14 protein-coding genes and 1 tRNA gene are annotated in these 13,786 nt (G+C 70.3%); 7 read left to right on the forward strand and 8 right to left on the reverse strand.

Annotation, left to right across the window (positions count from 1 at the left end):
* Positions 1-21: 21 nt before the first annotated feature.
* Together ACZ432_RS03970 and ACZ432_RS03975 are read right to left on the reverse strand one after the other, a co-directional pair.
* Positions 22-825, reverse strand: coding sequence for a M14 family metallopeptidase (locus tag ACZ432_RS03970; protein WP_426963534.1), 804 nt, complete (start codon positions 823-825; stop codon positions 22-24).
* An 83-nt stretch (positions 826-908) separates the two neighbouring features.
* Complete coding sequence (locus tag ACZ432_RS03975; RefSeq protein WP_426963532.1) at positions 909-1,400, reverse strand: DUF309 domain-containing protein; 492 nt, start codon at positions 1,398-1,400, stop codon at positions 909-911.
* 156 nt (positions 1,401-1,556) lie between these two features.
* Here ACZ432_RS03975 and ACZ432_RS03980 point away from each other — a divergent pair.
* The 5 genes from ACZ432_RS03980 (at position 1,557) to ACZ432_RS04000 (ending at position 7,764) form a co-directional block, all read left to right on the forward strand.
* A tRNA-Leu gene (locus tag ACZ432_RS03980) sits at positions 1,557-1,640 on the forward strand.
* Between the two features lie 207 nt (positions 1,641-1,847).
* A complete protein-coding gene (locus ACZ432_RS03985; protein ID WP_426963531.1) occupies positions 1,848-4,034 on the forward strand; it encodes a bifunctional metallophosphatase/5'-nucleotidase in 2,187 nt (728 codons plus the stop codon).
* Positions 4,035-4,158: 124 nt separating this feature from the next.
* On the forward strand, positions 4,159-5,532 hold the full coding sequence (locus ACZ432_RS03990) for a DUF7405 family protein (protein WP_426963529.1): 1,374 nt from the start codon (positions 4,159-4,161) through the stop codon (positions 5,530-5,532).
* Between the two features lie 64 nt (positions 5,533-5,596).
* Positions 5,597-6,931, forward strand: a complete 1,335-nt coding sequence (locus ACZ432_RS03995; protein ID WP_426963528.1) for a DUF7350 domain-containing protein — start codon at positions 5,597-5,599, stop codon at positions 6,929-6,931.
* Positions 6,928-7,764 carry a PGF-CTERM sorting domain-containing protein gene (locus ACZ432_RS04000; RefSeq protein ID WP_426963526.1) on the forward strand — a complete coding sequence of 279 codons (837 nt, stop codon included), beginning with the start codon at positions 6,928-6,930 and terminating at the stop codon, positions 7,762-7,764. Before ACZ432_RS03995 ends, ACZ432_RS04000 begins: the two co-directional genes overlap by 4 nt.
* Before the next feature lie 88 nt (positions 7,765-7,852).
* On the opposite strand, the gene ACZ432_RS04005 is transcribed toward ACZ432_RS04000, so the two are convergent.
* Positions 7,853-8,122 (reverse strand): hypothetical protein, encoded by a 270-nt coding sequence (locus ACZ432_RS04005; protein WP_426963525.1) that lies wholly within the window; start codon positions 8,120-8,122, stop codon positions 7,853-7,855.
* A gap of 1 nt (position 8,123) precedes the next feature.
* Complete coding sequence (locus ACZ432_RS04010) at positions 8,124-9,236, reverse strand: aminotransferase class I/II-fold pyridoxal phosphate-dependent enzyme (protein ID WP_426963524.1); 1,113 nt, start codon at positions 9,234-9,236, stop codon at positions 8,124-8,126.
* Positions 9,237-9,367: 131 nt separating this feature from the next.
* Between ACZ432_RS04010 and ACZ432_RS04015 the strand changes: the two genes are divergently transcribed.
* A complete protein-coding gene (locus tag ACZ432_RS04015) occupies positions 9,368-9,766 on the forward strand; it encodes a DUF5778 family protein (RefSeq protein WP_426963523.1) in 399 nt (132 codons plus the stop codon).
* Between the two features lie 30 nt (positions 9,767-9,796).
* Positions 9,797-10,453, forward strand: coding sequence for a CocE/NonD family hydrolase (locus ACZ432_RS04020; RefSeq protein WP_426963522.1), 657 nt, complete (start codon positions 9,797-9,799; stop codon positions 10,451-10,453).
* Between the two features lie 528 nt (positions 10,454-10,981).
* Here ACZ432_RS04020 and ACZ432_RS04025 read toward each other — a convergent pair.
* The 4 genes from ACZ432_RS04025 to ACZ432_RS04040 all read right to left on the reverse strand — a co-directional run bounded on the left by ACZ432_RS04025 (position 10,982) and on the right by ACZ432_RS04040 (position 13,767).
* Positions 10,982-11,311: a transcription factor S gene (locus tag ACZ432_RS04025; RefSeq protein WP_426963520.1), complete on the reverse strand. Its 330-nt coding sequence runs from the start codon at positions 11,309-11,311 to the stop codon at positions 10,982-10,984.
* Between the two features lie 77 nt (positions 11,312-11,388).
* Positions 11,389-12,033, reverse strand: coding sequence for a hypothetical protein (locus ACZ432_RS04030; RefSeq protein WP_426963519.1), 645 nt, complete (start codon positions 12,031-12,033; stop codon positions 11,389-11,391).
* Positions 12,030-12,863: a hypothetical protein gene (locus ACZ432_RS04035; protein ID WP_426963517.1), complete on the reverse strand. Its 834-nt coding sequence runs from the start codon at positions 12,861-12,863 to the stop codon at positions 12,030-12,032. Before ACZ432_RS04035 ends, ACZ432_RS04030 begins: the two co-directional genes overlap by 4 nt.
* A gap of 67 nt (positions 12,864-12,930) precedes the next feature.
* The gene (locus ACZ432_RS04040; RefSeq protein ID WP_426963515.1) at positions 12,931-13,767 is read right to left on the reverse strand and encodes an RAD55 family ATPase; all 837 of its coding nucleotides are present in this window, start codon (positions 13,765-13,767) and stop codon (positions 12,931-12,933) included.
* Between the last annotated feature and the right edge of the window lie 19 nt (positions 13,768-13,786).

Below are 13,786 nucleotides of genomic sequence, written 5' to 3' on the forward strand. Positions count from 1 at the left end.
GAGGGGCTCGGGACGACCGCGTCAGGCGAACGACCCGGCGTAGTCCGCGACGTAGCCGAACTGGTTCTCGTAGCCGTGCGCCGACAGCAGCACCGGGTAGAAGTCCTCGTCGGCGACGAGCCGCTCGCCGTCCGCGGCGGCGAACGCCTCGCCTGCCCGCACGCGCTCGAAGTTGCGCGCGAACACCTCGTAGTCCGCCGCCGGGGGCTTCGGGATCCGCTCCAACAGCCGATAGACGTCGATCTCGTCCCGGCCGCCGGCGTCGACGACGCTATCGGTGGCCGGCGCCGGGAGCGCGCCCGTCGCCGCGAGGAACGCCCGCGCGAGCCAGTAGGCGTTGTCCGCGGCCGAGTCGGTCCCCTGCTCGCCCGCCTCCACCTCGATGGTGTGCGGGTGCTCGATGAGGCGCCCCTCGGTGAACCGGTCGGTCTGGATGACGATGTCGACCGGCAGGTGGGGACAGACGCCGCGGGTCACCTCGTCCATCGAGTCGATCACGGCGAACGGCTCCGCGTACGACTGCGTGGAGTGGATCGCCAGCGTCGTACAGCCGGTCAGCTCCTGTTGCAGGCGGTGAGCCAGCCGCTCCTCGTGGGCGTTCCCGTCCGGGTCCCCGGGAAACGCGCGGTTGAGGTCCGTGTCGACGTACCGCTCGCCCGTCGCCAGCGCCTCCTCGTTAGCGATGATCAGTTTCACCGGCCGCTCGACGTCCTCGTCGTCGGCCAGCAGTCGCTCGACAGCTCGGACGCCGCAGGGCTCGTCGCCGTGGATCCCGCCCACGACCGCGATCTCCGGGGTGCCCTCCCCCACCTCGAACACTTCCATGGTGGATCCCAACACCCCGGCGGATAAGTGGGGTTCGGATCCGGCGGCTCCCGCGGGCGCCTCCGCCGGCGCCGGGGGACGCCTCACGGTCCGTGTTCGAGTCGCTCCGCGTACTCGCGGTCGGCCGGGTACGCGTCCGGGCGCGCGCCGTCGAGTTCGATGCGCCACCCGTCGATCGCCGCCGGGTCCGCGAGCGCGGCGTCCAGGGTCGCGCGGACGTCTCCCACGTCGACGCCGTAGAAGTCCGCCGGGACGCCCCGGAGGTACTCCAGCGCGGTCGTAAAGAGGCTCCGCATGCCGTCGTCGTCCGCGAAGTCCGCGCGCTTGTACGCGCCCGCGGCGACCTGCACCATCCCGTGGAGGTAGGCGGACTCGACGCGCCCGGCCCCGTAGTTGTACCACTCGTCCTCGAAGCAGTCGTGGGCGGCGTGGTACTCGCCGGCGTTGAACAGGCGGACGCCGTGCTCGGTCGCGCGCCGGAGGGTCGCGTGCTCCCAGACGCGGTCGTCCGCGCGCCACCCGGAGGGGTCGCCGAGCGGCGGGGCGACGCCCGGATCACGGGTGTGGTCGTCCATGGGCCGTGTTTGGTCCGCGGGCGCCTAACGGTTGCCCCTGGTCGGTTGGCGACTCGGCCGCGCCCCGTCACCCCGGCCGCGGACCGTCCGACTCGGAGACGGAGCGGCCACGAACCGACGAGTTAAACACGCACGCTCCTGTACCGGAACTCGCGTGCGAGGGTAGCCAAGTCTGGAAACGGCGGCGGACTCAAGATCCGCTCCTGTAGAGGTCCATGCGTTCAAATCGCATCCCTCGCATCGCCGGGGTCCACCCCCCGTGATGCGGAAGGGCGCTCTCGGGGCGTTCTTCCCTCGCAAAAACTCTGCACGAACTGCCGAGCGACGGGTGTCTCTCGCCCCCGACTCCCCGTGGTTCCGTTCGGGTCCACGATCCTCCATATGTGGATAAATGTCATCGATTCGTCGAGGGAAAGATACAAGAAAGAGCCTTGAACACGAATTGCCATGGGTGAGACACCCGCGGACGACCGTATCGAGACGCGCCGACGGACCCTGCTCGCGGCGGCCGCGGGTGGTCTGTCGGTCGGGGCGCTCGGCGGGGCACCGGGCGCCGCGGCCGCACAGGACGGCGACACGCTGACCATCGTTCACGACACGCACTTCCACGGTCGGTTCGAGGACGCCTCGGACGCCGAGAAGACCCTCGCGCGCTACTACGTCGAGGCGGCTCGGCTCCGCGAGGAGTACGGCAACAGCGCCTTCATCGGGAACGGCGACGACCTCGCGCCGTCGCTGCTGGGACTGGAGTACGAGGGCGCACACATGATCGAGGCGCTCAACTACATGGAACCGGACGCGGTCGGCGCGGGCAACCACGAGTTCGACTTCGGCATCGACGTGGCCGAGCAGCGGTTCTCGGACAGCGAGTTCCCGTGGACGGTCGCGAACCTCCGGACGCCGGACGGCGACGCCATCCCCGGCACCGACCGCTGGCTGACGATCAACCCCGGCTCCGTCACGCTGGGCGTCTTCGGACTCGTCGTCAACGGTTTCTACTCGATCACCGACTACCCGGAGGAGTACGAGGTCATCGACAACGTGGAGGCGGCCCAGGAGGCGACGACCGCGCTCAAGGAGAACATGGGCGCGGACTTCGTCGTCTGTGCGGCGCACATCTCCAGCGGCCAGCAGGAGCGCGTCGCGGAGGCGGTCGACGGACTCGACGCCATCGTGGGCTCCCACTCCGGGATCACGTTCGCGGGGCCGAAGGTGGTCAACGATACGGTCATCGCCGAGTTCGGCGACGAGTTCGACCACCTCGGCCGGCTCACGTTCGACATGGAGTCCGGGGACCTGTCCGACTGGGAGCGCCTCGACTTCTACAACTCCGAGGCGCTGGGCGACGACGAGAGCCCCCCGGAGGAGACAGAGAACTACACGCCGGTCGACGTGCAGTCGGTCGAGCCGGACCAGGAGCTCGCCTCGCTCTCCGAGGAATACCTCGGTCAGCTAGAGGACCGGCTCGGCGAGCCGATCGTCGAGTCCGAGGTGGAGCTGAACGCCACCTTCGACAACTACGCCATCGAGACCGGCTGGGGGAACCTGATGACCGACCTCGCGCGCGAGGTCGGCGACCTCGACCGCGAGATCGACGTGGCGACCCAGAACGGCGGCGGGATCCGGTCGGGGAGCACGTACGGCCCCGGCCCCATCACCGGCCTCGACGTGATGGACATCCTCCCGTTCCCCAACGAGATCGAGGTGTACGAGCTCTCGGGCGCACAGCTGTACGAGTACCTCGAGGGAGAAGTGCGCCCGCTCCCGAGCCAGTACGGCGCCCAGCCCGCCATCCAGGTGTCGGGCGTCTCCTACGAGTGGACCGGCCACGACGACGAGGGGGAGATCGACAACCTGTTCGTCGGCGGCGAGCCCTACGACGAGGACGAGACGTACCTCGTCGCGACCAACGACTACGTCGCGGGCAACTCCGTCATCGGCGACGGGGAGCTCGTCCTCCAGTCCGGGCAGTTCCAGGGCCCGTACACCATCGACAAGCTGGAGGAGCGCGACACGGTCGCGCCCGAGCGCGAGCACCGCATGATCCGCGTCGACGAGGACCTGGGCGACGCGGAGGTCTCCGTCGACGGCGACACGACGACGGTCACGCTGCCCAACCCCGAGGCCTCCGAGGGCGTCGTCGAGGACACCTACCGCGCGGTCTCGCGCACCGGGGCGGTCGTGCAGGCCGAGGGCGTCTCGGAGACCGACGACGCCGTCGAGGTGACCTTCGCGGCGGACGCGCTCGCGGACCTGGCCACCTCGGCCGAGGAGCCGGTCGTCCGCGTCTTCGGCGAGTTCGAGCCGAACGACGAGCACTACGGCTACGAGTCCGACGGCGAGACGGTCGACCTGCCGAACTCCTCGGGCTACGACGCGTTCAAGCTGAAGGGCCGGATCGACGCCGACGCGGCGGCACAGACCGGCGACGAGGCGACGGAGGGAACCACCGACGAGCCGGCCACCGAGGCCGACACGGCGGACGGCGGTAGCGATCAGGAGACGGACGCCGGCGGCGAGACGGGCGACTCCGCGCCCGGCTTCGGCGTCGGTGCGGGCGCGGCCGGCGTCGCCGGCGGCGCGTACCTCTACGACCGGCTCGCGGACGACGACGCGGCCGACGAGTCGGAGTAACGGCGCACGCCGACCGCCCCGAGTCGGCGGAACGGCGCGTCGGCCCTGTCTCGGCGACCGTCCTTCGTGCGGGCGGGAACGCCCGACGCTCTCATTTATCCGCGACCCCACACCCCACACGCGAATGACCCTCCCGGACCCGACAGACGGCCTCCCCGACCCCTCGGAGACGCCGCGCCGCGAGTTCCTGAAGGCGGCCGTCGCGCTCGGCGGCGCGGCCGGGCTGTCGGCGTGTCTGGAGGCGCCGCGGGCCGGTTCCGGTGCGGACGGCGGCGCCGAGGCGGACGGGACCGACGGGGGCGCGAGCGACCTCGCGGACGTACCGACCGGCGACCCCGCGGCGTTGCCCGACCGGCAGCACGCGTGGAACGACGCGCTCCCGACCGACGAGGACGGGAACGTTCGCCCGCCGCGACACCACGTCCTCCGGTACGCCGGCCTCGCGGTCGACCCGACGGACGACAAGGAGCGCGAAGCGGCCCGCGAAACGCTTCGAGAAGCGCTCTCGGCGCTCGAACGCGCGTTCGCGTGGTCGAACGAGGGGCTCCTGTTCACGGTCGGCTACGCGTCGGCGTACTTCGACCGGTTCGACGCGTCGCTCCCCGCGTCCGTCGACCTGCCCGCGCCGACGGCCCTGACCGACATGGAGGACCCGGCGTTCGACGAGGCGCCACTCCTGGCCCACCTCGCCAGCGACGCGCCCGCGGCGCTTCTGTCCGCGGACGAGGCGCTGTTCGGGGAGGCGACGACCGTGCGGTCGGGCGAGCGCGCGGAGTCGGTTCCGGACCTCTCCGGCGTGCTCGACCCCGTCGACCGCCGAACCGGGTTCGTCGGAGCCGGCCTCCCGCGGGAGCACCGCGGGGTCTCGGGGCTCCCCGAGGACGCGCCGATCCCGGAGGGCGCGCCGCTGATGATGGGGTTCCGGAACGGCTTCCGCGCGTCGCAGGCGACGGAGGACCGCGTGACGATCGCCGAGGGCCCGTTCTCGGGCGCGACCACCCAGCACGTCGCCGCGCTCCGACTCCAGCTCAACGCGTGGTGGCGACAGGAGAGCCACGCCCAGCGCGTCGCGAAGCTGTTCAGCCCGGTCCACGCCGCGGAGGAGCGCGTCGGCGACTGGGGCGAGAAGCTCGGCGCGGACCCCGCGGTCGCTGACCTGCCGGAGGATGCGGTGGCGTACGCCCGCGAGTCGGGCGTCGTCGGCCACGCGCAGAAGGCCGCCCGCGCCCGCGAGGACGGCGCGCCGCTCCTGTTGCGCCGCGACTTCGACACAACCGACGGCGACCACGCGGGCGTCCACTTCCTGACGAACCAGCGCCGGATCGAGGAGTTCGTCCGCGTGCGGGCGGCGATGACCGGCGCGGACATCGCCGACGAGACCGCGGTCGGGAGCCGCGTGAACAACGGCATCCTGCAGTACGTCTTCGTGCGCCGGCGCGGGAACTACCTGCTCCCGCCGCGGCGCCACCGCGCCCTGCCGACGCCGACCCCGGAGTGACGAACGCGACTCTCACGAACGCCGCCTGCCTCGACCCTCACGAATCCCCGCCCCACACGACCACATGACCGACGATGACATTCCGCACGAACCGACCGACGACGCGCAGTCGCCTGACCGACAGACGGGGATCGCCACCCGGCTCACCCGCCGCTGCGCGCTCTCCGCGGGCGCGGCCGGCCTCGCCGGCGCGCTCGCGGGGTGTGCGGGCGACGGGTCGGAAGCGGACCCGGGCGTCTCGAGCCCGGCCGAAACGGCGACGGAGGACACCGGGACGGGCGCCGGGGGCGGCCCGACGCTCGCGCGCGTCGAGGACCCGCCGGCCGCGGTGTACGTTCCGACCCACTTCGAGGCGATGCGACACCTCGACCCGATCCGGGCCGGCCCCTACGAGGTGGTGCCGATGGTGACGTATCCGCACGCCTTCTGGACCGTGACGGGCGAGACCGTCGAACGGACCGAGCCCTCGGGCGCCGAGGACGTCCACCTGATGGTGACCGTCCGCGACCCCGAGACGGGCGCGGTGATCCCCGCCGAGACCGGCCTCGAACTGACGGTCGGTCGCGAGGGCGAGTCCGGGTCGACGCACGTTCCGTGGCCGATGGTCTCACAGGAGATGGGCCTGCACGCCGGCGACAACGTGCCGCTCGGGGAGGACGGCACCTACGAGGTCGCGGTCCGGGTCGGAGCGGTCGACGCACGCCTCACCGGCGACTACGCCGGCCGCTTCGACGAGAGCGGCACGGGGACGTTCACGTTCACCTTTGACGACGAGTTCCGGAGCGAGGTGGTCGAGGGCATCGTCTACGTCGCGGAGGACGACCGCGGCCGCCGCGGCGCGCTGGCGAACGCGATGGCCCTGATGGGGTCGCAGGGGACCGAGGAGAACTCCGACACGGCGGAGGAGCCGCACCCCAACGGCGTCGAGCGCTGGGCGGGAGGCGAGGCGGGGCACAGATACGGCACCTACGAGCGCGCCCCGGACGCCGGGGAGCTCCCGCCCGCGGACGCCCTGCCCGGAACCCTGCAGGGCCGTCCCGTGACGGGCGACGCGGTGCTGGCGACGACCCTGGTCGCGGCGGGATCCCGGTTCGTCGACGGCGACGAGCGGTACCTCGCCGTCTCGCCGCGCACGCCCTACAACCGGAGTTCGCTCCCGATGACGGCGCTCTCGTACGAGCAGCGCCGGGCGGGCGAGGCGGTCTCGTCCGGCTCCCTCACCGCGACGCTGGACCACGAACTCGGGTACCACTACGGCGCCGCGCTGTCGGACGCCCGGACGGGAGACGCGGTGACGCTGACGGTCGACACGCCGCCGCAGGCGGCCAGACACGCCGGCTACCAGACCGCGTTTCGCGAGATGCCGCCGGTCGAGGTCGAGTTGGAGGTACCGGAGTGACCCGCGCCGGCGCTGGCGGGGACGACGGGGCGGGCGGTCCCGAGGTCCGCCGCCCGAGCGTTCGCCCGCTCGCGGCCGCCACACTCGCGTGTCTGCTGTTCGCGGGCGTCGGCCTCGGCGCGGCGGTCGGCCCGGCCGCGGCGGGCGACAACGTCGCCGTGTTCTCCGTGGAGCCGGAGACGACGACCGCGGAGCCGGGCGACACGGTCTCCGTCAGGGTGGGACTGGAGAGCCACGGCGCCTACGGCGACGCCGAGGTGGCGGCGGTGGACCTGTGGCTCGACTACCCGACGAGCCACCTCGCGGTCGAGCGCGTCGAGCCCGGGGACTGGTTCGCCGAGGCGTCCGCGGACGCGGCCGACTCGCCCGACTACGCCGAGAGCGTCCGAAACGCGGAGTCCGGGGTCGTGAGCGTCGACCAGTCGCTCCGGAACCCACGCGAGCAGGCCACGACCGGCGTCGCCCACTTCGCGACGGTTACCTTCCGCGTCCGGGATGAGGCCGACCCGGCGACGGCGCGGATCGACGCCTCGCGGAGCGAGGTCCTGCTGACGAGTCAGTACCCGCAGCCGGTCGCGGACGCCTACGCGGACGTGAACGTCTCCGGCGGCGGCCCCGACGCGGACCCGGCGTACGTCGAGGAGCCGGCGTTCGAGTCGTTCGGCGGCGGGGGGGAGGAAGCGAAGACGACGTCGGCGCCCGCGGAGACCGGTGATGGCGACTCGACCGGCGCCGCGGAGTCCGGGTCGGAGAGCGGCGTTTCGGTGCCAGGGTTCGGGCCGGTCGTCGCGCTCCTCGCGCTGCTGGCCGCGGCGCTGCTCGGCCGGCGCTGATCGCTCGGTTCGGTATCGACGGAAAGGTGAGAAGCCGGCCGCAGAAAGGGGACCAGACGCGCGCCGTCGCGGCCGTTTTTCTCCCCTATCAGGGGTGGAACTCGTCCTCGAACTCCTCGGGGCCCTCCTCGTCCGGCGGGACGAACTGGCCGGTCAGCAGGTAGCTGACGAGGAAGAACACCGCGAACCCGGCCATCACCGCGCCGACCGACTGCACGACGAACGGGATGTCGTTGTACCACGCCCAGCGGTCGACGACGATTATCGTCAGCACCGCGGCCGCGATCGCCTTCTGCTCGTCCGTCGGATCCGTCACGAACCCCTTCACGTCCTCGGCGAGTTCGCCGAAGAAGCCCATCTCAGGCACCCCCGTGGTCCCTGATGACCTCGCGGACGCGCGAGAGACCCTCCTCCAGTTCCTCGGTCGGGAGCCCGAACCCGATCCGGAAGCGGTTCGGGTAGCCGAACAGGTGCCCGGGCGCGAGCACGACGCTGGCCTCCTCGACGACCGTGCGACAGAAGTGTTCCGCGTCGTCGAAGGCGTCGGGGACCGTCACGAACCCGTTGACGCCGACCGGGTCGTGCCACTCCAGCCCGCGGGCCTCGACCCACTCGGCGACGGTGCGGCGGTGCTCGCGCGCGAGGTCGCGGTTCTCCTCGAGGATGCGGTCCTCGCGCCGGCCGAGCGCCTGCTTCGCGACGTGCTGGTCGATGATCCCCGGGGAGATGGTCGTGTAGTCCTTCCAGCCCCACGCGGCGTCGACGACCTCCTGCGGGCCGGCGAGCCAGCCGAAGCGCAGACCCGCGAGCCCGTACGCCTTCGTCAGGCTGGCCGTGGAGATGCCGTGCTCGCCGAAGGACGCCACGGGCGGCAGCGGGTCCTCCGCGAGGAGGCGGTACACCTCGTCACAGAGCAGGTAGGCGTCGTTCTCGGCGGCGACGTCGTACACGGCGCGCATCGTCTCCTCTGAGTGGTAGCGCCCGGTCGGGTTGTTCGGGTTGTTCACGACGACGACGGCGGTGTCCTCGCGGACGGCGTCCGCGACCGCGTCGGGGTCGAGCCGCCAGTCGTCCGCCTCTGAGAGCTCGACGCCGGTCACCTCGCCGAACGCCTCGGGGACGGCATGGAGCGCCTGATAGGTCGGCGTGACGACGACCGCGTGGTCGCCGGCGCCCTTCGCTCCGCTCCCCGCGCTCGGGCCCGACCCGAGGATGGAGAGGAACGCGAGGAAGTTCGCCTCCTGCGTGCCGCAGGTGAAAAGCACCTCGTCGACGCTCCGGTCGTACCGCTCGGCCACCGCCGCGCGGAAGTCGGGGTCGCCGTTGGTCGGGATGACGTAGCCCAGCTCGCCCGGGTTCAGGTCGAACCGCGAGGCGTCGAGCGACCGGATCCCGCTTTCCGCCAGCATGATGTCGGCCTCGTGTTCGTACTCCGCGAACCAGCGCTCGAGGCCGAACGGCGCGATGTCCATACCCGACGTTGGCGGCTGGCGTACGTCAAGCCTGCGGGACGCGACGAGGAGCCCCACGGCCTCGAGGAGCGGTGGCACCGCGACGGCCGCGAACCGCCATCCGTTTATCCCGGCCGCGCGAAGAGCGGCCAATGAGCGAGACCCTCGACGAGGACCTCTACCAGCGGACGCTCGCGCTGATCGAACCGGGCGAGATCGAGCTCGTCGGCTGCGTGGTCCACACCGACCTCGGCGGCGACGAGGATCTGGAGATGCACGAGCTGACGGTCGCGATCAACGACGTGCTCGCGGAGCTTTCGGGCAAGGGCGAGGCGTACATCGAGGCCGGCAACGACGACCCCGACTTCTCCTCGAACCAGTTCCAGGGGCGCACGCTCGACGACGAGGCGTTCGTCTGGGAGTGCCAGCAGCTCCTCCGGCAGGGCACCTTCGACCTCGTCTTCTACTACGAGGCGGACGTCGATCAGGACGCGGTCGTCGCGGAGCTCGAGGCCCTCGACGGCGTCGACCGCGTGACGCAGGTCCCCTGACGCCGCCGCGGCATTTCTGCACCACCACCCATGAGCGAGACCGTCCTGATCCCCGGCGGCCGCGACGTGCGCGCGAGTCTGGACGTCGCCGATTTCGACTCGGTCGACGACGAGTCCGCTGCCAAGTCCGACGCCGACGCCTGCGTCGTCGCCTGCCCGCCCCATCCCCAGCACCGCGGCCACCGCGGCGACGAGCGCCTGCGCGCGGTGAGCGACTTCCTGACGGAGCGCGGGATCGACTGCCTACGCTTCGACTACGGCGACTGGGACGAGGGGTACGGCGAGACGACGGACGCGGACAACGCCGTGGCGTGGGCCCGCGAGCGGTACGACCGCGTCGGCCTGTTCGGGTTCTCCTTCGGCGGCTGCGTCGCGCTCGTGACGGCCGCGAGCAACCCCGACCTCCGCGCGGTCGCCGCGCTCGCGCCCGCGGCCCGGCTCAACCCTGACACGGACGCCGTCGCGGCGCTCGACGCGCTCGCGGACGCCGGCACCCCCACGCGCGTCGTCTACGCGACGCGCGACACGACCGCGGACTGGAAGCCGGTCGTCGAGCGCGCGCGCGAACTCGGGCTGTCGGTCGCGGAGATCGACGCCGACCACTTCTTCGTCGGCAAAAGCGGGCAGGTCGCAAAGGCCGTGGGGCGTTTTCTGTCGCCGCGGTTGGGGAGCGCGGGCGATCCCTGATTGGCGGAGCCGGGCGCGCTTAATCTCTCTTGCGCTTGTGAGATATGACAAATATTTCAAAAATATTTAACCGTACCAGTTTATATCGTCCCAACTTATTGATAGTGCGTACAAGAATGGCAATAATATGACTGTTATCGGAGACATGACAAGAATAAGTGCGGATAATAAGATATAATAGACAACTTTACCGGATACAACCACTGCTTTGTCGAGTGGTTCCCATACTGTCCCTTTATTAGAGAGATAAATATAATAAACTCCGAATATCCAAAACGCGACAAGAATTATCATCGATAGAAATTCTGCAAACATACTGTTCTAATTGATGCATCAGCGTAAATTTGTTATGTCGTCTCTGAGGTCCCCACCACATCCCACTCAAAGACAATTATGGTGTGTGTTCTTGATTAATCTGGGTGTAAATAACTAACTTGACCGAATCTTATTTTAAGTAGACTACTCGGCGGTTAATCTCACCACGGCCTATAACCCGTATCTGTCGAAATACGCAGGCTAAGGTAAGCCTTAGCTATACCCCCGCCACCGCCGGCCGCACTCCTTGCACTTGAAGAATCGCGTCGGGGGCTCGTCGGCGGAGCCGGTCTGTTTGATCGTGTACCACGCCTCGCCGTGGCCGCACTCCTCGCAGACCACGTCGGTCGCGGTCGGCTTCCCCTCGAAGTTGGCGCCCTCCTCGGTCTCGATCACGTCGTCGTCGCTCTGCGCCTCGGTGGAGGTGAACTGCTCGGCGAGGCCCTCCTCCTGCTCGGACGTGGCGCCGCAGTCGTCGTTCTGACAGACCATCTCGCCGTCGACCGACACCATCATCGAGCCGCATTCGTCGCAAAACTGCATGGTCGTCGTAGGGGAGTGGCGCCCTTATGTCCCGCGTCTGGGCGGTGACGGCGGCGCGCCGGCGACCGCGGACGCGGTCAGCCGCGGTCGAACTGCGGCCCCTCCTCCGCGATCATGGGGCAGCCGCGCACCCGGAAGTGGTCCTCGTCTGTCACCTCGACGATCGCCGTCCCCTCGTGCTCGCAGGCGACGGCCGGCGGATCGGTGAAGTACGGACAGCTCTGGCAGTACTGCCGCTTGTCGACGATGTGGTCCGCGCGGTCGCCCCCTTCCTCGTCCTCGTCGACCGGAGTCGCACCGACGCCGGCCTCCGCGGCCGGCGCCGGACCGACCGGCGCCTCCTCCTCCTCGGAGAGCGCCTCCCACACGTCCTCGTCCAGGTCGCCGACCTCCATCTGCTCGAAGGGGTCGGTCTCTGACCCCTCCGCGCCGGCGCCCGCGTCCAGGTCCGCGAAGGGGTCTTCGGACTCGACGTCCGCGTCCACCTCGGCAAACGGGCTCTCGGGGGCGCCGCCCGCGTCGAGTCCGGGATCGACGTCGACTTCGACCTCCTCCGGGTCCAGCTCGGTCAGGTCGCCGTCCCCGTCCGCGTCGTCGGGCGCGGTCCAGCCGACCTCCTCGTCCTCGTCATGATCGCCGTCGTCGCTCCGCGGGTCGTCGTCGCTCCACAGGTCGTCGCGGTCGTCGCGGTCGTCGTCCCACGGCCCCTCACCGTCGGTCATGTGCCGCCCTCGAGGATGTCGTCGGCCTCGGTCGACGGCTCCGACTCGCCTTCCAGCGCCGGGCGGTCGCCGACTATCAACCGCGCGGTTCCGAAGAAGCCGGACTTCGGTTCGACCGACTCGAACGTGCTCTCGCAGTGCGGACACCGCGGCGCCGCCAGCAGGCCGACGTGGACGGTGTTCCCGCAGTTGTCGCAGTCGGCGTCCGTCACCCCGTGGCGGTTCGCGACCGCGGCCAGCTCCGCGGCGGCCTCGCGCTGTGCACGCTCCGTGTCGAGCTTCCCGGTTCGCCGCTGGAGCCGAACCACCGCGCCGGCGAGACGGTTCAGCTTCTCCTCGACTCCGTCGAGCGTCTCCTCGTACTCCGCGACGGTCCCCTCGACCTCGTCGAGCTGGCCGTCGACCCGCGATTCGACGCGGTCGATCCGACTCTCCAGGGCGGCCAGGTCGTCGCGGAGCGAGTCCAACGAGCTCGCAAGCGGTGGGTGGGAGTGGTCCTCGGCCGCCTTCGACTGCACCTTTCGGAGCACCTCGACGACGCGCTCGCGGACGTCCTGTACGTCCCCCTCGAGGGTCGTCCTGAGGTCGTCGACCTCGGCTTCGAGCGACTCGAGGTCGCCCTCCAGCGTCTCGACGTCCGACCGGAGCTCCCCGGCGTCGCCGTCGGTGAGCTCGTCGACGCGCGCCCGAAGCTGCTCGACGGTCTCCGCGTCCGGCACGTCGATGTCGTTCTCGTCGGCAAGCCGGACGACCGCCTGCGCGAGGAGTTCCTCGCGGTCCATCTCCGTCGGGTCCTCATTGCCCCCGGAGAGCTCCTCGGGCAGCGTCATCGTCGCGCACCCACCATCTCTGTGTCCCGTTTACCACGCAGACGTAAGTAAGCTTCCGGGGGGTCCATCAGCGGATCTTCCGTACGTCGCTGATGTCGAGTCCCCCCTCGTGGATGTCCGTCTCGAAGCGGACGATGTTCTCCTCCTCCAGCCGCGAGAGGACGCCGCGGAACTCGCGGACGACCATCGTCCGCGCGCGCTGGGACCCGCCGGTCTCCCACGTGAAGCGGAACGTTCCCCCCACGGCGTCCATCAGCGCGCCCGTCTTCTCGGCCGAGAGCGCGTCCTCGTTGACCAGAAGCAGGATGAGGCCCTCCCAGTGGAACGCCGCCTTCTTGAGTCCCTTCAACAGCATCGCGATGTCGCTCCACTCGATCTCGTCGGAGACGGAGGAGACGAGGTCGGTGATCGAGTCGATGACGACCAGGTTCCCGGCCGCGTTGGCGCTCAGGTAGTCGCCGAGTGCGGTCAGGACGTCCTCGCGCCCGGACCGGTTGCCGAGCTCCTGGAGGGTCGTCGTCTCGCCCATGTACCAGTCCCGCGGGATCGGGCTGAGCTGGAAGTACGCGCCCGAGAGGTCGGCGAAGGAGATCCGGTCGATGGCGGCGTCGACGATCTCCTCGTCCATCGTGTACTCCATCTCGCGCCGGATCGCGGCCTTGTCCGAGGTGAACGAGACGTAGTGGACCTCCGGGGGGACGGCCGAGTCCGGCTCGAGGTCCCCGTAGTAGAGGTCGAACAGCTCCTGGTCGCCGAGCGCGAGCGCGTTCATCGCGGCGCTGGTGTAGAGGAACTCCCGTGCACCCGCACCGGATTCCCCCGACAGCAACACGACGTTGCCCGGCGGCGCGCCGCCGCCCAGGATGGAGTCGAGCCGGGCGACGCCGAACGGAATACTCGCCATGGGTGCACGCCTCTCGCCG

Source organism: Haloparvum alkalitolerans (assembly GCF_055381565.1).